The organism is Actinomadura fulvescens (genome assembly GCF_039533225.1).
In the GTDB taxonomy this organism is placed as follows: Bacteria; Actinomycetota; Actinomycetes; order Streptosporangiales; family Streptosporangiaceae; genus Spirillospora; species Spirillospora fulvescens.
The window spans coordinates 1345634-1365619 of the sequence record NZ_BAAATD010000001.1 but is presented as its reverse complement, the minus strand read 5'-3'; the positions used below and the strand labels follow the sequence as shown (position 1 = coordinate 1365619).

At 71.1% G+C, this 19986-nt stretch carries 12 protein-coding genes; 1 reads left to right on the top strand and 11 read right to left on the bottom strand.

Annotation, left to right across the window (positions count from 1 at the left end; translation table 11 throughout):
• Positions 1 to 16: 16 nt before the first annotated feature.
• From ABD333_RS06330 to ABD333_RS06285, 10 genes are all read right to left on the bottom strand, one after another.
• The gene (locus ABD333_RS06330; protein WP_344538512.1) at positions 17 to 9901 is read right to left on the bottom strand and encodes a beta-ketoacyl synthase N-terminal-like domain-containing protein; all 9885 of its coding nucleotides are present in this window, start codon (positions 9899 to 9901) and stop codon (positions 17 to 19) included.
• A gap of 202 nt (positions 9902 to 10103) precedes the next feature.
• Entirely contained in the window at positions 10104 to 10685 is a 582-nt protein-coding gene (locus ABD333_RS06325; protein ID WP_344538510.1) for a DM13 domain-containing protein, read from the bottom strand.
• A gap of 25 nt (positions 10686 to 10710) precedes the next feature.
• Complete coding sequence (locus ABD333_RS06320) at positions 10711 to 12261, bottom strand: beta-propeller fold lactonase family protein (protein ID WP_344538508.1); 1551 nt, start codon at positions 12259 to 12261, stop codon at positions 10711 to 10713.
• A 167-nt stretch (positions 12262 to 12428) separates the two neighbouring features.
• Entirely contained in the window at positions 12429 to 13586 is a 1158-nt protein-coding gene (locus tag ABD333_RS06315; RefSeq protein WP_344538507.1) for an FHA domain-containing protein, read from the bottom strand.
• Positions 13583 to 14020 (bottom strand): hypothetical protein, encoded by a 438-nt coding sequence (locus tag ABD333_RS06310; protein ID WP_344538505.1) that lies wholly within the window; start codon positions 14018 to 14020, stop codon positions 13583 to 13585. The genes ABD333_RS06315 and ABD333_RS06310 overlap by 4 nt, the downstream gene beginning before the upstream one ends.
• Positions 14021 to 14037: 17 nt before the next feature.
• The gene (locus tag ABD333_RS06305) at positions 14038 to 15606 is read right to left on the bottom strand and encodes an FAD/NAD(P)-binding protein (protein WP_344538503.1); all 1569 of its coding nucleotides are present in this window, start codon (positions 15604 to 15606) and stop codon (positions 14038 to 14040) included.
• A 121-nt stretch (positions 15607 to 15727) separates the two neighbouring features.
• Complete coding sequence (locus ABD333_RS06300; protein ID WP_344538502.1) at positions 15728 to 16612, bottom strand: AfsR/SARP family transcriptional regulator; 885 nt, start codon at positions 16610 to 16612, stop codon at positions 15728 to 15730.
• A 181-nt stretch (positions 16613 to 16793) separates the two neighbouring features.
• Positions 16794 to 17054 carry an anti-sigma factor family protein gene (locus ABD333_RS06295; protein ID WP_344538500.1) on the bottom strand — a complete coding sequence of 87 codons (261 nt, stop codon included), beginning with the start codon at positions 17052 to 17054 and terminating at the stop codon, positions 16794 to 16796.
• Positions 17055 to 17149: 95 nt separating this feature from the next.
• Complete coding sequence (locus ABD333_RS06290; RefSeq protein WP_344538498.1) at positions 17150 to 17383, bottom strand: anti-sigma factor family protein; 234 nt, start codon at positions 17381 to 17383, stop codon at positions 17150 to 17152.
• Position 17384: 1 nt separating this feature from the next.
• On the bottom strand, positions 17385 to 18068 hold the full coding sequence (locus ABD333_RS06285; RefSeq protein ID WP_344538496.1) for an RNA polymerase sigma factor: 684 nt from the start codon (positions 18066 to 18068) through the stop codon (positions 17385 to 17387).
• A 471-nt stretch (positions 18069 to 18539) separates the two neighbouring features.
• Here ABD333_RS06285 and ABD333_RS06280 point away from each other — a divergent pair, with 471 nt between their 5' ends.
• Positions 18540 to 18914, top strand: a complete 375-nt coding sequence (locus tag ABD333_RS06280; protein WP_344538494.1) for an ectoine synthase — start codon at positions 18540 to 18542, stop codon at positions 18912 to 18914.
• 167 nt (positions 18915 to 19081) lie between these two features.
• Here ABD333_RS06280 and ABD333_RS06275 read toward each other — a convergent pair whose 3' ends face one another.
• The gene (locus tag ABD333_RS06275) at positions 19082 to 19786 is read right to left on the bottom strand and encodes a LuxR C-terminal-related transcriptional regulator (RefSeq protein ID WP_344538492.1); all 705 of its coding nucleotides are present in this window, start codon (positions 19784 to 19786) and stop codon (positions 19082 to 19084) included.
• Positions 19787 to 19986: the final 200 nt, after the last annotated feature.

Here is a 19986-nt window from a genome sequence, read left to right as displayed (position 1 = left end):
TTCGATTGCCTCGCATTCACGGGTTGGTGATTCCGATGTGCGTGATGAGCTGTTCGACGTTCGGGGACCGCAGCATCGTGAAATGGTCACCGGGGACGTTGACGATGTCGACTGACGTACCTCCGATCTTGTCGAGCGCCGTCTGGCGTATTTCGGGGACTCGCGGCGGGGCTATGCCCACGCCGATGTGGTGGTCGGGAAGGACGATGACGATCGGGCACTCCAGCTCGTCGATCACCTGCGTCGAGCGGGCGATCTCGCAGTTGGCCCGGTAGTCGTCGAACGCCTGCGCCCGGCTGCCGCCCGTGAGCGGCCGCTCCGAGCTCAGGTTCAGCAGGGCGGTGAACTCCTGCTCCGCCGTGTCCGCGGTGGCCTCCACCGGCGAGATCGCCAGGGAGCCGACCGGTTCGCCGTCGATGAGGACGAGCCGTTCGAGGTGCCGTCCCCGGTGGCGGAGCTCGACCGCGACCGAGTAGGCCAGCATCGCGCCGAACGAGTGCCCGGCGACGGTCACCGGCCCCGTGGGCTGCGCCCGCTCCACCTCGTCGGCGAGATCCTTGGCGACCTCGACGACGTCGAGGCGTCCGGCCGCGCCCACGGGGCGGGTCGGCGAGGCCAGCGTCAGCAGGGTGGCGGTGCCGTCGAGGGCCTGCTCAAGGTCTGGGGCGCCGTCCGCGTGGCCGAAGATCCCGGCCACGTAGAAGAACGTCCGGTCGGCCGCCGACCGCGAGGGGGTGATGATGTCGCGGATCGCCTCAAGCGAGACGGCGTCGGACAGTTCGTTCAGCGGCACGCGGACGCCGCTCTCCCGCTCGATCAGTGACCGCACCTCGATCAGGTTCAGCGAGTCCACGCCGTTCTCCGTGAGGTCGAGCCCGGGATCCACCTCGCCCGGCGCGACGCCGAGAACGTTCGCCACGACGCGCTGCACGAGATCGCCACCGGTCGTGCCGTTGGTCGCCGGTGGCTCGGCCTCCCGCGTGGCGGCACCGTCGGCTCCATGCCCGGCCGTGGCCGGCGGAGGCAGGGCGGGCAGCAGCCCGGCCAGGAACGGCCGCCGCCGGAGGGCGGCCGAGCTCAGGTCGGCCGCGACCACCGTCCCGGCGCCGGAACGGATCGCCCGGCCGAGCTCGGGCAGCAGGACCGCCGGAGCGAGCGGGATCTCACCGGACCTGCGGAGCCGTTCGTTGAGGCCCAGCCGCGCGGTGATCCCGACATCGGCCCACGGGCCCCACTGAACGGACACGGTCCGCGGCGCGGGCTCCGCCGGGCGCGCGGCGGCCAGCCCGTCAAGGTACGCGCAGGCCATCGCGTGCGCCGCCTGCCCGGCATTGCCCAGCAGCACACTGGTCGAGCTGAACAGCACCACGGTCGCGTCCTGGCCGCCGAACGCCGCCTCGATGTTGTGGCTGCCCCGCACCTTGGGCCGCAGGACGGCCGCCACGTCGTCGTCGGCGGCACCGTCGATGGTGGCGTCCTTCAGCACCGCCCCGAGGTTCAGCACCAGTGGTCTGGCCGAGTCCTCGGACACCTCGCGCGCGATGGCACGAACCTCGGAGAGCTCGCCGACGTCCGCGATCCGGTAGCGCACGTCCGCGCCGTCCGCGCGCATCGCGTCCAGGAACTCGACGGTGGGCTCGCGCGGGGCGGACCTGCCGACCAGGTAGACCCGCCGCACTCCCCCGCCGCGCAGCAGCCAGCCGGTGACGGCCTGGGCGATCCCGCTCTCGCCGCCGAACAGCACCGCGGCGTCGTGGTCGGCCGGGCCGACGGCGTCGCCCCCATCGGCGGAGTCGGCGTCGGAGTCGGCCGGAACCAGGCGGGGAAGGTACAGGCGTCCGCCGGCGATCACGCCGTTGACCTGGTCTCGGCGGTACCGCTGGAACGTCGCCACCTGCTCGGCGACCGTGTCGTGGTCTGCGGGCTCGTCGGCGGCGAGCGACACCACGTTCACCCTGCGGCCCTCGGAGTCGGCGACCCGCGCCAGCGCGGCGGCCATCGAGCCCGCGGTGAGCGGCACCGGGCCGTCCTCGGTGACCACGCCGGTGGTACGGATGACGAGGTCGCGCAGCGATGGGCGTTCCTCGGCGGCCCGTACGACCCGGAGCAGCGTGTCGGCCCACCGTTCGGCCTGGTCAGGCCCGGCCGCGACGCCGTCGTCGTCGTGGTCAAGGATCAGGGTGGCGGGCTCCGGCGCGGCCGAGTCGAGCTCGGCGCCGATCCGGCCGATCAGGTCACCGGAGGTCTCGCGGGACGTCGTCCTCACCAGCACGGTGCCGTCGCGGTCGGAACGCCGGTCCTGCCGGGGCGCGGCGCACACGAACAGTCCCTCGTCGGCCGCGAGCTCCTCCAGCGGCAGCCCGCCGCAGGCCCGCAGCAGTTCGACGTGGGAGAACCGCTCGGACAGCAGCGCCCGCCACCGCTCGGCCGGCAGCAACGGATGCGCCGGACGGATGGGATCGTCGAACGACCACCAGCCGTCCAGGAGCCCGAAGGTCAGGTCGACCCAGGCGAGCGGCCGCAGATCCTCGACCAGCAGGACCATCCCGGTGGGCCGGAGCCGGCCGCGGAGCCGGTCCATCGTGCGGCCGACGTCCTTGGTGGCGTGCACGACGTCAACGGCGATCACGAGGTCGTAGTCGTCGTCGAGCGCGCCGACCGACGCGTCGGAATCAAGGTCCACGATCGACGCCCGGAAGCCGGGGTGATGCTCGAACCGCCGCCGGGACAGGCGCACGAGGCCCTCACTGAGATCGGTGAAGGTGTAGTCGAACGCGATCTCGTTGTCGGTGAGCGTCCGCAGGACGCCGTCGGCCGAGGCCCCGGTGCCGCCGCCCACCTCAAGGATCTTCAGCGGGCCGCCCGCTGCCGCCTTGCCCGCGCTCCGGACGACGCGGTTCAGCGCCTCGTTCATCCGGTCGAGCACGAAGGAGCTCTGGTAGTAGCGCCGGAGCAGCTCCGGGCCGTCGCCGCTGAACAGCACCGCCTCGCCGTCGAGGTCGCCCCCGAAGTACGCGTCGAGCGAGCCGGCGCAGTGCCGGAGGATCGACTGTTCGGTGGTCACCTTGTCGCCGGCGGTCTCCGCCGGGGTCTCGCCGTCAGGGATCGGCCGTTCGAGGAGGTCGGCCAAGGCCCGCGCGCGTCGTACGGCCACGGGGTCGGAGACGTCATGGGACCGGACGTAGTCGGCGGCCCGGCTGTCGCGCAACGTCAGCAGCGCCTGGTTCTCCAGCCGCCACAGCTGCCGCTGGTATTCGGTGACCTCCGGATCGGGGGCCGACAACCACCGCGAGATGCCTTCGATCTCCGATGCCGTCTCGGTGGGCAGGTCGGCGCCCACCGCAACTCGTTCGTGCCACCGCAGCGTGTGCGCGATGGCGGTGACCGGCGGCGCGGCCTGGAACCGGATGCCGGTCAGCTCGGCGAGTACCCCGGTCCGGTCGTCGCGCAACGCGCCGGAGGCCGTGCCGTCCCCGCTCTCGCTCGCGCGGACGCGCTGGGTCCGCGACAGCGGCCCGTCGAGCCGCAGCCGCGCTCCGGCCAGGTAGGCCGGCATCCGGATGACCTCGCTGTCCGCGCCGAGCACGTCGGCGGCCTGGAAGATCCCGTCGATGGCGGCAGCGACGTCGAGCTCGACCCCGACGCCGGCCTGGTCTCCGGTGCCCGCCCCGGTCTCCCACGCCGCCGTCACGGCGGTGCCGTCGGCCGTCAGCTCCCGCAGGCCCTGGTAGGCGGGGCCGTAGGCGAGCCGCTGCGACTCGAACCGCCGGTAGAGCTCGTCCACCGCCATCGGCCGGCCCGCCGGCTCGAATCCCCCCGGAGTGAACGTCGAGCACGGGACCGCCGTTTCCAGCACCGCCGACGCGGCCCGGACCCAGTCACCGTCCTGATCGCCGTCCTGGTTTCCCGCCGGGCGGACCGACAGGGCGAGCTCGTGCGGTGGTCCGGCTCCCGCCGACACCCTGGCTTCGAGCCGCTGGGACCGTGACTCGAAGACGACCGGCCGTTCGAAGGCGATGTCCGAGAGCGACACGACGGGTCCGGCGAGCCCGAGTGCCTGCGCCGCCTTGGCGAGCAGCACGACGATCCCGGCTGCCGGAGCGACGTAGCGGCCGTCGACCTGGTGCTGCAGGATCCATTGGTCGTGGTCCGGTGACAGCTCGGACGTCAGGGTGCGCGCGTCCGCGTCGGCGTTCGCTTCCACCGGCTTCGCCGAGGCGTTCGGCTGCGCCGTCGACACCGTCGAGCGGTACGGCCGCACGGTCGTCGGGGCGAACCGGTAGGTCGGCAGCGGGCACAGGGCGCCATCGGGGACCTGGTTGATCGCGGACCAGTCGAGCGGCGCGTCCGCCTGGTAGGCCGCCGCGATCACCCGGCCGACGTACTGCGACACCGACTCGCGCATGTCGCGTACCAGCGCGGGCGGCGCGGCGCCGTCGTCGGACGCCACGGCGCGGAGCAGGTTCGACAGCACCGACTTGACGCCGAGTTCCACGAAGGCGATCCGGTCGCCTCGGGCGAGCAGGTCCCGGCACGCGGCGACGTAGTCGACCGGTGAGGTCAGCTGGGACGTCCAGTAGGCGGGGTCCTCGGGACCGCGGCCTTCGGCGCGGCGCGCGTGCGAGCTGACGAACTCCACGGACGCCCGGCGGCTCACGGGCCCCAGATCGGGCGGCGTGAGCCGCTCGGCGGCCTTGCTCATCAGGCGGCTGTGGAACGCCTTGCCGACCTTCAGCGGCGTCACGCCGATGCCGTTGTGCTCGGCCTCGCGGGTCAGCGTCTCCAGCGCCCGGCCACCGGCCACGACCGTCTGCCGCGGACCGTTGATCGCCGCGATGTCCAGGCCGAGCGGTTCGGCGATGGCCGCCGCCTCCTCGGCCGAGCAGCTGAGCTGCGCCATGAACCCGGCCGGTGCCGACTCCATGAGCCGCGCGCGTTCGGCGACCAGCGCCAGCGCGCTCCCCTCGGAGATCCGCCCGGCGCACGCCGCCGCCGCGATCTCACCGAGGCTGTGGCCGACGACGGCGTCGGGGACGATGCCGAACGAGCCGAGCAGCCGGGCCAGGGCGAACTGGAACGAGAACTGCAGGACCTGTTCCCGGACGGTGCACGAGCCGGCGCAGTCGCCCTCGGAGGGGACCTCGATCAGCGTGCCCGGCTCTCCCGTCCACCGCCCGACGTGGGCCTGGAAGACGCGTGGCCCGAGCAGCTCCTCGAACTCCTGGAGCGTCGTGCGGAAGGTACGGGAGAACGCGGGCCAGTGGCCGAGCTCGTTCACCGCGTCCCAGGAGAACCCGCTCCCCTGGCCCGGGAACGCCCAGACCATCTGAAGGGGCCGGTCGTCGGAGCCGCGCCCGCGTTCGGGCGGCGTGACCGGTGTGTGCAGCCGGGCCGCCGCCGCCAGGTCCTGGCCGCAGGTCGCGGGGTCGTGGCAGATCACGCCGCGGTGCTCGGTGAAGTGGCTCCGTCCGGAGCTGAGCGTGCGGACGACATCGGCGGCCCGCAGAGAGCCGGCGTGGTCGCCGAGGTGGCCGATCAGCAGGTCGGACGTCGCGGTCAGCGAGTCCGCGGACCTGGCGCTGACCGGCAGGTACAGCGGCGCGGTCCGGCCCGCGACGGTCTCCGCCTCCTCGCGCGGCGCGGGGTCGGGCGAGCTCAGGACGACGTGGCAGTTGGCGCCGCCCATGCCGAACGAGCTCACTCCCGCGTGGACGCGGTCCTCACCCGGCAACGCGGTGTCGCCGGCGGACACGGTGAACCGGTCGTCGTCAGTGAGCTGCGGATTCAGCGAGCTGAAGCCGCGCGTCCCGGGATAGACCCGGTCGCGGACGGCCAGGCACGCCTTGATGAGCCCGGTGACGCCCGCCGCCTCGTCCAGGTGGCCCACGTTGCTCTTGACCGATCCGACCACGCAGCGGCGGCCCGCGTGCTCCGCGGCGGTGACCTCGGAGGCGGCGAGCGCCTGCCACTCGATCGCGTCGCCGACGGCGGTACCGGTGCCGTGCGCCTCGACGAAGTCCAGCGGCACGGGCCGGCCGACGGACCGCAGCGCCGCATTGATCACCGCGGTCTGCGCGGCGGGGTTGGGCGCGCTGAAGTTGGCCTTGACGGCGCCGTCGTGGTTGACCGCGCTCCCGATGAGGTCGGCGTAGGCGGTGTTGCGGTCGGCCTTGGCGTCCTCGGCCCGTTTGAGCACGACGACCGCGGCGCCGTCGCCGAAGACCGTGCCGTCGGCGTCACGGTCGAACGGGCGGCACTCCCCGCTCCTGCTCCGTACCGAGCCCTCGACGTACTCGTACCCGTCCGGCTGCGGGGAGATGATCGACACTCCTCCGGCGATCGCCACGTCGCACTCGCCGTTCAGCAGCGCCTGCCGCGCCATGTGCACGGCGGCAAGCGAGGTGGAGCAGGCCGCCTGCACCACGACGCTGGGGCCGGTGAGCCCGAGCCGGTAGGACACCGTGGACGACAGGTAGTTGCGGTCGTTGCCGAGCCGCTCGGTGAGCGTGTTGTGCTCCAGGAACGGGGACGGATCGGTGGCCTGGCGTTCCGGCTCGATCTCGTTGATGAGGTAGGTGCTCAGGCCGCAGCCGGCGAAGACGCCCACGTTCTTGTCCGCGACGGAGGCCGCCTCTCCCGCGTCCTCCAGCGCCGCCCAGCACAGTTGCAGGAAGGCGCGGATCTGCGGGTCGGTCCGCCGGGCCTCGGCGGGTGTCATCCCGAAGAAGCGGTGGTCGAACTGGTCGGCGTCGGCCAGGGCGCCGTTCACCGGGACGAACGTCGCCGGGCCGTTTCCGGCGCCGGTCCTGGGGCCCGTCGTCGTCAGCCCCGAGCCCCCCGCGAGGAGCTTCGCCCAGAGGGTGTCCACGTCCGGCGCGCCGGGGAATCGGCCCGCCATGCCGACCACTGCCACGGCCTGCGAACCCGCCCGCGTCCGGCCGGGACCGGCGGACGCGTCGCCCGGAGCGGCCCGGTCCAGGGCGCGCTGCAGGTCTCCGATGGTCGGATGCTGGAAGAAGTCGACGATCGACACCCGCGGATAGACGGGCCGGAGCCGGGCGGCCAGCGTCATCAGGCTGATCGAGTCGAGCCCGGCGTCGAGGAACCGCGCGCGTTCGTCCACCGCCGGGTCGCCGACCAGGTCGCGCACCGCCTCCAGCACCACCGAGCCTTCCGGGTCCTCTCCCGCCGGGGCGCCGGCACGGGCCTCGTCATGGGCCTGCTGGGCGATGGCGGCGAGCCGTACGAGGTCGGGCTTGGCGTTGGCCAGCCGCGGGATCTCCGGGACGAGGCGCAGCTCGAACTCGTAGCCGTCGCCCAGGGTGGCCGCGATCCGTTCGGCGGTGTCCGCGGCGTCCACCGGGCCGCCGCCCTCCCGCGCGGTGGCGATCACGGCGATCGAGGCGGGGTCCTGGGCGGTCGCGTAGGTGACGGCGACCGCCTCCGCGATGCCTGCGGTGCCCGCCACCTCGGCTTCCAGGGCGTGCAGGTTCACCCGGAAGCCACGCCGTTTGATGACCCGGTCCGCCCGCCCGAGGATGTGCAGCAGCCCGTCGCGGTCCCGGTAGCCGACGTCCCCGGTCGTGGTCTCCCCCTCCGGCGTCCGCACCACGACCGACCCGCTGAGCGAGGACGGGAGTTCGAGCCCGCGGCCACCGACGATCCGGATCTCGACGCCGTCCACCGGCAGGCCCGCGGCCGGGTGCCGGGGCCAGTCCGCCGGGGGCCCGGCCAGCAGATGGCTGGTGACGTCCTGGGTCTCCGACATGCCGTAGTGGTTGAGCAGGTGCGCCCCGGTGTGCTCGAACCACGCGCGGATCTCGTCGGTGATCTCCAGGCTGCCGCCGGCGACGAAGACCTCCCGCAGCACGGGCGCGGGCATGGGCCGGTCCCCGGCCACCGCGGTCTCCGCGATCGGCTGCAGCAACACGGTCGGCAGGTAGAGCTTCTCGATCCGGGCCGTGGCGAGGTACTCAAGCAGAGCGCGGGGGTCTTCCCGGATGGCGCGGTCGGCGAGGACGAGCGTGCCGCCGCCGCACAGGGTCGCGTAGATGACGTGGTAGGCGACGTCGAACGAGATCCGCGAGAACTGCAGCATCCGGCGCTTGCCGGGCATGGTCCGCAGATGCCAGTCGATGAGCGAGCTGAACTCCCGGCGGGGATAGGGGATCGGCTTCGGCTCGCCGGTCGACCCCGAGGTCAGGGTGATGTAGAACGCCGGCGACGATCCCGCCTCGGGCGTCTCGGGCCCGTCGGCCAGCACCAGCCGGTACGGCCCGAAGGGACCGTCCTGCGGCGGGGCCTGCCGCGCCGCCTCCGGCGGGTCGGCGGTGTGCTCGTCGTCGAGATGGATGACGGCGGCGATGCCCGGAATGTCGCTGAGGGCGCGCCGGGTGGCGTCCGGGTCGCGATCCAGCCGCAGCGTGGTCCCGCCGGCCAGATGGGTGCCGAGCACGCAGGCGATCTCGTTGGGATGCTTGTCCCCGGCGATGGCGACGGTGCGGCGGCCGTCGTGCAGGTGGTCGGTGAGGAGCCGGGCGAGCCGCGACGCGGACGCCCAGAGCTCGCGGTAGCTGATCTGGCGGCCGCCGGGCGTCTCCAGCGCGGGTTCGCCGCCGTGCTCGGCCACCACGTCCGCGACCCGCTGGATCACGTCCGCCACGTCCGGGGCCGGGAGACGGGCCCCGGACGCGGGCGCGGGCGCGGGCGTGCTCGGCTCGCCGGCCGCCGCCGTGCGCATCCGCCGCCCCAGGAACTCCAGCACGGGCTCTTCGAAGACCGGGGACTCCACGCTGAAGCGCAGAGCTCCCTGGTCGTCGCGCCAGTGGTTGACGGTGAGGGCATAGGGCGTACGGCTCGCCACCGGCTCGGTGACCGAGCGCACGAGGGACGACCGGTAGGCGAACAACGATCTCGGTACGAGCAGGATGTCGAAGGGGTTCTCCACCGGTGCGAGGGACCGGAACCTCGGGTCGGCCATGACCTGCTGGAACGGGACGGCGGCGAGCCGTGCCGCGCGTTCGTACTCGTGTTCCGGCCAGCCCTCGGCCGGATCGGCGGGAAGCAGCGCGAGCCCCGGGTTCCCGAAGTAGCCGATCTGGTCTTCCTGCGGGCCGGCGCAGCCGTCGAACGGGACGGCGACCAGCAACTGCCGGTCGGTCAGCGGCGCCGTCGCGGCGCGCAGGCGCTCAAGCAGCAACGGCCCGGCCTCCCTGCCGGACGGCTCGCCGGTCTCGTCGCAGAGGCCGGACCAGCGCGCGACGCCGTCGCGGGCGGTCTCGGTGATCCGCTCCCGCACGTCGCCGAGCTCGGTGATCTGCTCGGTCAGGTCCGTGATCGCGCCCTCGCCGCGGTCGGTATCTGGCTGCGGCTCCGGCTGCGGCTCCGGCTGCGGCTGCGGCTCGGCGAGCAGCCGGTCGAGATCGACCGGCGAACCCGTCTCGCCGGCCAGCGCGTCCAGGAACAGGCGGATCGACCGGTCACCGTCGCAGATCAGATGGTGGAACCGGCAGAACAGCCACGTGTCCTCTCCGACGGACACCAGCTGCACGCTCCACGGAACGTCGCGGCCGAGATCCCACGGGCGCCCCGCGAACCGGGTGTAAAGGAGGCGAAGGTGGTCCATGCCGTCGGCCCTGATCGCCGGCGAGAGCGCGTTGCGGACCGCGTCCTCGGCGTCGACGGCCAGCCATTCCGGCCGCCCGTCCCGTTCGGTCACGTTGACGGAGAGCATGGGATGCGCGCGGACGGCGGTTCCGAGCCGCCTCTGCAGCTCGGCAACGGCCATCGGCTCGTTCAGCCGGGCCGCGCAGGCGATGGTCAGGTCTGTTCGCCGGGGCTCCATGGCGTGCAGGAACCACATCCGGCGTTGGGGATGGGTGAGCCTCACGGAAACCGTCATGGGACGAGCATGCGAGCCGCGCCGTGGCCACCCCGTGAGCCGGCCGTCACAGCGGCGTCCGTGGAACGATCCGGCGGGTGATCCAGGCGGACGGCCGCGGCAGGATGTGCCCGATCCACCTGCGCGAAGACACGTGTTCGGCCGGACCCGAGCTGGGTCCGGCCGAACACTGCGCGCGCCGGCGGTCGTCACATGGCCGCGCTCACGCTCGAATCGGCGCCGCGGCGAAGACAGCGTCGAACCGCTTGCACCAGACGACGACCGACCTGTACTCGTTCAGGTCGGTGCCCGGCTTGACGGTGTAGTTGGAGCTGCCCTTGTTGCCCTTGAGCCTTCCGAGCTCAAGCCGGTCAGGGCCGAGGTCGTGCTGGGTCTCGTAGCCGCCCTTCGACAACATCACCCGAAGGTCCGGGCCGTTGGAGGTCTTCAGGTTCTCCAGCCGGAGCACCCGGTCGCCGTTCGCCAGCCGGTAGACCTTCACCTTTCCGGTGGTCTGCCCGTGCGAGACCGAGTTCCATTCGTTCGTGCTGAAGAGCTCCTGCGGTCCGGTGGACCCGGCGGAGCCGGTGGGCCCTGCGGACCCGTCCGGCCGGTCTGATCTGGCGGACCTTTCGCCGCTGTCCACGGCGGGGTCGGAGGCGACCACGGGAGCGGCCTCGTCAACGCTCTGGTCGACCCAGAGCTTCCATGGCTGGAAGAGCGCCAGTCCGAGGGCGGCGGCCACCGCCAGGGCGAGGGCGCCCGAAACGACCAGAAGCCGGTGGCGCCTGAGGAGATCACTCATGATCCTCTCCCATCAACGTCGTCGGCTAGTAGACCGCGATCCCGAACGGGGGGAGCTGGCCGCCGACCTCGGGCAGAACCACGTTGAACACCTTGTGGTTCTCGATGAACTCGAGGCTGCCGCCCTCCTTCACCTCGAACGCCTGCAAGGTGCCGAAGTGGCCGTTCACCGCGTACAGGTAACGGCTGTCCCGGGACAGGCCCACGTCGAACGTGCCGCTCTGCAGATGGTCGTCATCGTCGTCGCCGCTCGTGGTGGCCGACGCCCGCAGCAGCTTCAGGGCTCCGGTGTCGTCGATCGAATACGAGGAGATGGTCCCCTCACCGAGGGCGTTGGAGGCGAACGCGGTCCGCCCGTCCGCCGTCGGCACCACCCAGCAGGTGTCGGCCTGCTGGTTCGGCACGGCCTTGCTGACCGGCTTCAGGGTCCCGTCGCCGAGCACGGTGTAGCTGCTCATCGTTCCCTTCCCCGGCTCGGCGCGGTTCTGCTCGGTGACCAGCAGCGTCCCGTCCTTGGTGAAGGCGAAGCCGAACGGCCCGACACCGGCGGTGTCCTGCACCCGCTTGGCACCGGGCGTCCCGTTCGAGGCCATGTCGAACGTCACGATCGCGCCCCGGTCCGGCTCCCGTCCGGCCAGGCTCGCCAGCCGTTCGGTGGCGATGAGCCTCCTGCCGTCCGGGGTGAAGGAGATCTGCGCGCAGCCGGACTTCTGGTTGCCGCTCAGCGTCCGCCGCGAGTTCGGGATCGGCTTCAGCGAGCCCTCCTGGCTGATCCTGAAGCCGGTCACGCTCGGCTGGTCGCCGTGGGCGCAGTTGTCGAGCATGACGTCCGGGAACCGCAGCACGAAGCGGTCGTCCAGCTCACCGCTGTTGAGCACGTACAGCATCCCGTTGCTGACCGCGAGGCTGATCGGCTTCTCACCGCCGGAGGGCTGGTGGGTGACCAGTTCGAGGCTGTCGGCGTTGACGCGGAACACGCTGACGCTGTTGCTGCCCGCGTTGGTGACGAACAGCAGCTGCGCCCCGTCGAGGTTCTGCTGCGGCGACGACTCGCCGAACGGCGTGCCGAGCACGATGCCGTGCGCGGTGTCCTCGAAGCTGCCGCTGCCGTTGCCGCCGGTCCGGTACCGGCCGACCTCCCGGAGCTTCCCGTTGGAGGCCCGGGAGAACGCCGCCACCTCGTTGCCCGTGGCCGCGTTCGACTGGATGAAGACGGCGCCCTTGCGGAGATCGGAACCGGATCCACCGCCGGGTGCGGCGGCGGGGCTCGACGGCGCCGGGGGCTGCCCGGACTCGTCCGCGCCGTCCGGAGCCGTGAGCTGGTTCGCCGCGTTCTGGGAGAGCGCGTTGGAGCCGCCCGAGGCGATGGTGCCCGCGATGAAGCCGAGCACCAGCACGACGGCGAGCCCGATGGCCACGAGCAGGACGGTCCTTCCATGCCCCCGCCTTGGTGCCGGCGGCTGCCCGAACACCGGATCGGCGGGCGGCTGAAAGCCGGGTGGAGGAACGTGCTGGAACGGAGGAATGTGCTGGGTCTGCTGCGCGAACGGCGGCTGACCACTCTGACTGTTGTCCATCGGCCTGCTCCCTCAGGCTGGACTACGTGCGTACCTTTCGGAATATTCCTGATGAGGCGTCGCACCACAGTCACTCCACCGTTTCCACCGCCATTGACGAAAAAGGAGCAGAGACGGCCGAGAGGGTCAACCCGCTCTGCCGTCTCCACTCCAGAAGACCGTGACTTTTAACGGTCCCGATGCGTGTAGTAACGCACCACCCGCCGGCCGAACGCCACCGCCGTTCCGGGGGTGAGCCTGGATCGTTCGCCCGGGGCGGACCGCCTCCAGGACGCGTCGTTGCCTTGGCGCACGAAGGTGCCGTTGGCCGAACCGGCGTCGATGACATGGACCTGCCAGTCACGCAGCTCGATCCTGGCGTGTACCCGGGAGACCAGCGGATCATTGAGCGTGATCGGACCGGCCGAGCCCGCGACGACCGCGTCGTCCCTGTCGGGCGCACGGCCGATCACGTGGTCCGTGCAGAGCGGAACGGTCATCCCGTCGTCGAAGACGAGCACCCCGAGCTGGGGCCGCTCCCCCATCGCCGGATTGCGGACCGCCTGCGCCATGGAGATGCCGCACACGGTGCAGTAGCCGACCTCCGGGTCGTTGAAGTGCGCGTTCTTGCAGTGCACACCGAGCACGCGAACGCAGTCCTCAACCCGCTGCGCCGCCTCGTCCACCCCGACCGCGAGCCCATCATCGCCCACGCTAGCCGCAGGCGCCGTATCGGCCGCGCCGTCGTCCTGGGCGGCGGTGCTGGTGTTTTGTGGGGGCTCGGGGTTGGGGTTTTGGTCGGTCTGGTGTTTCGGGGTGTCTACGTCGCGAACGATTTCGAGCTCGGCCTGGCCGCGGATCGGGTCGGGCGCGGCACCGTCACCGTGGACGATTTCGAAGGGCTTGCGGTCGGGGACCTCCACGGCACGGCCGCCGATCGTCATCCGGACCGTGTCGGCCGGCTCGACCACGATGCGGTCGGTGGCGACCGGGTCGCCGCCCAGCCGCATCTCGCGGCCGTTGACGCCGACCCGCAGCTCCGCGCCGCCGTGGACGATGCCGGCGATGCCGTCGCCGACCTTCCCGACCGCGCCCAGCGGGGGGAGGCCGCCGTCCTCGCCGGTGGCCTCGACCAGCTCGTTGAGCCGGCAGCACAGGTCCCAGCCGTCGGCGTCGCCGGCCGCCGCCTCGGCGAGCACCGCGAGGAGCGCGCCGACCTTCGCGTGCTGCCCCGGCTCGCAGTCGCACAGCAGGGTGAAGTCGCCGTATCGGGCGACCACTCCCCGGTCCGGCGATACCGGCTCGGCCGATACCCCGTTGATGGTCTCGTCAGGGGTCGTTTTCACACTAGCCTCCCGCCTCGGAAGCGCCACCGGATGAACGGCACGCGCATGGGTCCGTTGGCGACCGCCCACACCGTTATCCAGACGATCAGAAAATGGATGATGAACGCGGACGCCGGCACCGGGCCGGGCAGCCGGGGAATCGAGTCGTTGATCGCCAGCGCTCCCACCAGAATTCCTTCCGGCACCAGCGTGAGCAGCCCGAACAGTGTCGGCCAGTCCTTTTCCCAACGCCATTGCATCAGGAAGTGATAGATGATTTCCCAGCCGGTTCCGAGCACCGCGACGGTCACCAGCACCAGGAAGGTCGCCTGGTACCGCTGACCGAGCGGGCCGCCGGCCGGGAGCACCGGAGTGACCAGCGCGGTCACCACGCCGCCGACGACGGCGAGCAGGAACCATCGCGTCTGGATCCTGCCGAATAGCGTCGGCACCACTGTCTTGCTCCTTCCGGTCAGATCTGCCGGCCCGTGACCCACTTCAGCCACTGGGCGATCGAGCGGCCCGGGCTCATGCGTGTGCCGAATCCGCGGGCGGCGACGTCGTCGGTCACCTCCTGGGCGGCGATCTGCAACCCGAGGAAGGTGTCCACGCCGGGGAAGTAGCCCCCGTACGCCGCCGCGCCCGTGGCGTACAACCGTCCCGGCGGGCTGTCGGCGCCGCGGACCGCGAAGTCGCGGCCGACGTCCAGCCGTCCCAGCGGGTTGCGGCCGGCTCCGCCGTTGCGCAGCAGGTCGTCCAGCACCCGGTGTTCGGAGATGTCGCCCACCAGCCCGGTGCAGTCGATGACGTAGTCGGCCTTGATGTCCAGCTCGCCTTCCGGCGCCTGGGTCGTCGCCACCACCCCGGTGCCGTCGAGCCTCAGCTCGGCGATGGTCGCGTTGAGGGCGCGGTACCAGCCGCCGCGCCGCGCCTCCCGCAGGGCCCGCTGCCAGTGACGGCGGTACGGCGTCGTGGTTCCGCCGATCTGGTCGTACAGGCGGGCCCGGTCGCCTCCCTCCAGGCGGCGCATGCGCGCCTTCACCTGGCCGCCCCACGTCGACTTGGGGTAGTTGAAGCCCTGGTAGGCGAACCCGTCGCGGCCCCGGCGGCGCGCCCACGGGTGCGGCCCGTGGTTGCCGTCGTAGTAGCTGCGGAACAGGTGCACGATCCGGGTCTGGGTGCCCAGCCGCAGCCGTTCGGTGATGAGCCGGTGCAGCACGGCGGACGTGACCACGCCGCCGCCCCGGACCAGCACGGTGCCCGGACGGGTGCGGAGGGCGTGGTAGACGTGCTCGTGGTCCTCGTAGCCGTTCACCACGTGGTGGAAGTCGTTGAACCGCTCGCGGAAGAGCTGCATGTCCGGCAGGAAACGCAGGCCCGGGTAGCCGACCGCGAGGTGCACGTCCCGGGCGCGGAACGCGATGTGCTCGTCCGGCCCGCCGGCCTCCTCCCCCTCGCGCCGGTACGGCCACAGCAGCACGAAGTAGCCGCCGCCGATACGCCTGCGAACGAGGCGCACCTCGCCTCGCACCAGCATGTCCCAGTACCGGATCCGGTGGGCCTCGCGTTCGAGGCCGCGCAGCACGTTGTCCAGCACCGGGGTGTAGAAGTCGGCGAACACCGGTTCGAGCAGTACCTGCAGCAGCGGCTTGAGCGTCGGGCCCCGCATCGCCTCCGACCACGCGTACGAGGGGAATCCCCACAGGTTGTCCGGCCGGGAGGACGAGTCGGAGCGGATCCTCTTGGCGCGCGGCAGTTGCGAGACCCGCGTCAGGTACTCGTAGGTCTGCCATGGAGCGTCGAGGTTGGAGAGCACCCGCAGACCCGAGGTGGGCACGCCGCCTGCGACGCGCAGGTAGTCCGCCATGATGAACGAACCCATGCCGCCGCCGACGCTGACGAACGGCATGTCGTGCACCGGGATTCCGGCCATCGCGACCATCTCGTCGGTCCACATCGCGTGCGTCTCGAGCAGGGGCGGAACCTGCCGCCCGAGGGGTGCGGTCGGCGGAGAGCCGGAGGTGTCGAGCAGATCGGTCATCTCACTCACCCGCTTTCCAGTTCGTTGTCGCGGCGGGGCTCGGCGGGCCGGCCTCGCGCTGCCGGGAATGTCCGCGTTCCCAGCCTGTGACGGCAGGCGTCGCGGCGGCGTGCGCCCGGCGTCACACGGCGGTCCGGACGCTCTGGACGAGCTCGCCGAACGTCTCGGTCGGCTCGACGCCGAGTTCGTCGCGGAAGACGCGCCGGTAGGCGGAGAAGTGCGTGAACGCCTCGTGCCGGTTGCCCTGGGCCAGGCACGCGCGGACCAGCGTCTGGTGGGCGCTGTCGCGGAACGCGTCCGCGTGCACGGCGGCCAGCGCGGTGTTCACCGCCGCTCCGTGGTGGCCGGTGATGGAGAGCCGGTGCGCCAGCGTCTCCAGGGTGGTCAGCCGCAGCTGCCGGTGCCGGCTCTGGTACTCCTCCAGCCATTCGTCGCACCAGTCGGGCAGCAGGTCGTCGGTGAGGTTGGCGTGCAGGGCCGCTTCGATGAGCTCGCTGTCGAGCGGCCCGCTGGTGGCGAGGATCCGCTTGGCGAGGTGGTCGACGTGCGTGACGTCCACCTGGAGGCCGGGAGCCAGCCACAGGTGCGAGTTCGTGGTCTCCACCAGGCCCGGGCAGCTGTGCTCCAGCCGGTACACCGCGGTGCGCAGGTTGGCGTGGGCGCGTTCGCTCGTCGTGTCCGGCCAGAGCAGATGGGCGACCTGCGTCCGGCTGACGGGACCTTTGCGGCAGGCCGCGAGCGCGACCAGCCGCTGGCCGGTGAGGCTGACCGGGAGCAGTTCGTTCCCGGCGAGCAGCCGGAACCCGCCGAGGAGGGTGAGCCGGCCGGTGGATCGGAGCTCGTCTTGCGCGGTCGAGGGTGCGCCGACGTCGGCGGCGAGGCCGTTCAGCGCGCCCTCGCGGTCGACGACCGGCCTCAGATGCCGGATGCCCGCCGCGGCGTCGCCGGGCGTTCCGGTGTCGGCGAGGTCGTGCTCGGATCGACCGAGGTCCGGCTCGATGAACATGTCTGTCTCCCAGGGTGTGCGTCGAACGGATCTCTAATGGAGACAACACCGACGGAGGGCGTTACAAGATCGTGACAACTTTGTCGGAGCGTTCGTTGATATCGCCGAAGGCCTCCGAACCGGGGCGGCGACCGGCCGGCCAGCCAAGGATCAGCGTGGCTGACCTGGAAGGCGAACGCCGTCAGGGAAGATCATCATCGGGGTCGCCGCGCTCGTCCCAGGCGAGCTGGTCACGGAACGCCTGAAGCAGGTTTTCTTTGGCCTCGCCGGGTATTCCCTCGGCCGGAAGGCCGCCGAGTTCTCGGATGGTCCGCCGAAACTGATCGAGATAGCGCGCACAGCCGTCACACGTCGCCAGATGGGCGAGGACGGCGTGCTCGACATCGTCGAGCGCGCCGTCCAGCAGGAGGGTGATCAGTTCGACCACTTCCCGGCAACTCATCCGATTCATCGGAACCGTCCACGACTGATGGGCACGAGCCTGCGGCGGCCATCCAGGGGTCGCCGGATGTTCAGAGTCGTTCGGCCCCTGTCGCGTTACGTCGCAACCTGCCAGTCGCGGAACATTTTCATCAGGCCGTCCCTGGACTCGTCGGACAGCCGCTCCACGGGCAGCGCGCCCACGGCCTCGACGGCCTGGCGGATCTGCTCGAGATAGTTCACGCAGCCGTCGCACATCGCCAGGTGGGCGGTGAATCGCCGCTCGGTGTCCGGGTCGAGGGTGCCGTCCAGATAAGCGGTGATCAGTTCGACCAGTTCGCGGCAGGTCATCTCAGGCATTGTGCGGCCGTCTTCCCGACTCGCCGTCCCCGGCGAAATAGTCCTCAAGCCTATGGCGGACGACGGCGCGGGCGCGGTGCAGCAGCACCCGCTGGTTACCCGTCGAGATGTCCAGGATCTCGCACACCTCGTCCGAGTCGTGTCCTTCGATGTCCCGGAGCGTGATCACGACCCGCTGGCGGTCGGGCAGCGCCGCCACGGCGTCCGCCACCACGTCGCGGATCTCGCTGTTCAGCGCCTGCTGTTCGGGGGACGGCCACTGCATGGGGTAGGCCCACCAGTCGCCGGGATACGGGTCGTCCGCGCCGCGGAACCGGGAGGGGTCGACCGTCGGCCCCAGGTCGTCCGGGTGCGGCAGGCTGCTCCACGGAACGGCGCGGCCCTCGCGCGCGGCGCGGCGTTTCGCGGCGTTCACCGCGATCCGGTACACCCACGTCTTGAGGGAGGAGCGGCCCTCGAAGGACCCGACCCCCCGGATCACGGCGAGCCACGTGTCCTGGACGACCTCGGTCGCCGACTCGCCGGTGGACACGATGGACCGCGCCAGACGGAGGATGCCGCCCGACCACTCGTCCACGATGAGAGCGAAGGCGTCTTCGTCCTTCTGGCGTAGCCGGCCGACCAGTTCCGCGTCAGACGGGAATGGCCGTACCGAACGCCCGGGATCGGCACACACCCGGCAAATCGTACCGCATTGATTAAATTAAATGCGCACGCATCGCTCTTCCTGACCCCTGTTCATCGAGCGATCCGCAGGTCATACCGCTCTCGACACGACGTCCGCGATGCCGGCGACCGGACCAGGCCACCACACTCGCCATAAATGGGACGACAATTAATGGTCACTGTGAATGGGACGAAACCAATCGGCGCAAACTCGATCATCCCTACGGCGCCGGGTCACCAGCGTGGGCCGCGGCCAGGCCGGCGGCACGGTGATGATCAGGATGGCGATCCCGGCCGCCTGCGTCACCGCGCCGCCCGTGACCATAGGCGTCCGCGCACGGCTCTGTGACATCAAGTCCACGGCGCGACCACGCCGCGACGACGGCGCGGAGACGCCGGTCGGCGGACCTTGGCAGCACCGGCCTCACGAACATCCGAGGAGGCATGACAGTGGCCACCGCGCGACCGGAAGGGGATTGACATGATCGTACGTGCGAGAAGCGAGCTGACGGCCGTCGAGTGGGGCAACGGGCTCAGCTACCGGTTCCTCACCGAGGCCGACAACATGGGCTTCACCGTGGCCCACACGGTCGTCCGTGCGGGCTCGGAGTCGCCGCTGCACTACCTCCGGCACCTGGAGGCCTGCTACTGCATCTCCGGCCGCGGCCAGGTGATCAGCAGCGACGGCACCAAGTTCGACCTCGAACCGGGGGTCATCTACGCGCTCGACGACCACGACGAGCATCTCCTGCGCGCCGACCCCGAGGGCGACATGGAACTGGTCAGCGTGTTCAACCCGCCGCTGCGCGGCGACGAGCGGCACAACTTCGAAGCAGCCGAATACTCCCACTACTAGAGACCACCGACGGGTCCGCCCGGTGCCACCGCCACCGGGCGGACCACCCAGCCGCGAACACGGCAACCAGCCGCAATAAAGTATTGTCTGGCGGGGATAGGTACATATATCAGTACGGTAACGTGATTGCGCGTTTCATATCTGGATCGTCCTGCCCGGATCGGCAATCAGCCGGTCGGCCGTTCCGCCAGATCCGGCAGATCCGGGCCGTCCTGGATCGGCATGAGACCGGCGCGATAGGCGAACGAGACGAGCTGGGCACGATCTCGCACATTGAGCTTGTGACGCAGCCGGTAGAGATGGGTTCGCACGGTCGTCACGCCGATGACGAGCTCGGCGGCGACCTCGGCGGCGGACAGGCCGCGGGCCACCAGCTCCAGCACCTGGCGTTCGCGCGGCGTGAGCCCCGCCAGGGCCGAGCCGAGCCGTTCCTCGCGCCGCACCGGCGCACGGCACCGGAACCAGTCGACGAGCCGCTGCGCCACCTGGGGAGCGACGATGGTCTGGCCGCGGGCGGCCGCGCGGACGGCGGAGCCCAGTTCCTCGCCGGTGGAGTCCTTGACCAGCAGCCCGTTGACGTCGGCCTTCAGCACATCGTCGATGATCTCGTCGCTGTCGCTCATGGCGAAGACCACGAACCGCGGCGGTGGCTGGAGGTCCTCGGCGGCCAGCCGTCTGATCATCTCCAGCCCCGGCATGCCCTTGAGGTGCAGGCCGGTGATGACGACGTTCGGCCGGTGCCGGCGGACCAGCATGATCGCGTGGATGGCGCTGTCGGTGGTGTCGATCACGGTGATGTCGGATTCGGCATCGAGTGCGGTGCGCAGTCCGTCGCGGATGATCGGAAGTTGATCGCAGACCAGTACTTTCACTGGCATTACTACAGGCCCCCATTTGGGTAATGTCGCCCCATCGCGGGCCCAACGACAGCGACGGTTCCACGTCGGCGGGGAGCCTGGGTCGCGCGATCCAACCCGGAAGCTATGCCCGAGTTCTGAGCTTTGTCAAGATGCTTTCGCGGCCCGGTCGGCCAAGCCTTTTCCAGCGCCCTTTCCCTTGAGACGGTTCCTCA

Excerpts from the sequence above, each read along its gene's own strand:
- ABD333_RS06330 (WP_344538512.1), bottom strand. The coding sequence starts at position 9,901 with ATGACGGTTTCCGTGAGGCTCACCCATCCCCAACGCCGGATGTGGTTC.
- ABD333_RS06300 (WP_344538502.1), bottom strand. The coding sequence starts at position 16,612 with ATGTTCATCGAGCCGGACCTCGGTCGATCCGAGCACGACCTCGCCGAC.
- ABD333_RS06295 (WP_344538500.1), bottom strand. The coding sequence starts at position 17,054 with ATGAGTTGCCGGGAAGTGGTCGAACTGATCACCCTCCTGCTGGACGGC.
- ABD333_RS06325 (WP_344538510.1), bottom strand. The coding sequence starts at position 10,685 with ATGAGTGATCTCCTCAGGCGCCACCGGCTTCTGGTCGTTTCGGGCGCC.
- ABD333_RS06320 (WP_344538508.1), bottom strand. The coding sequence starts at position 12,261 with ATGGACAACAGTCAGAGTGGTCAGCCGCCGTTCGCGCAGCAGACCCAG.
- ABD333_RS06280 (WP_344538494.1), top strand. The coding sequence starts at position 18,540 with ATGATCGTACGTGCGAGAAGCGAGCTGACGGCCGTCGAGTGGGGCAAC.
- ABD333_RS06305 (WP_344538503.1), bottom strand. The coding sequence starts at position 15,606 with ATGACCGATCTGCTCGACACCTCCGGCTCTCCGCCGACCGCACCCCTC.
- ABD333_RS06290 (WP_344538498.1), bottom strand. The coding sequence starts at position 17,383 with ATGACCTGCCGCGAACTGGTCGAACTGATCACCGCTTATCTGGACGGC.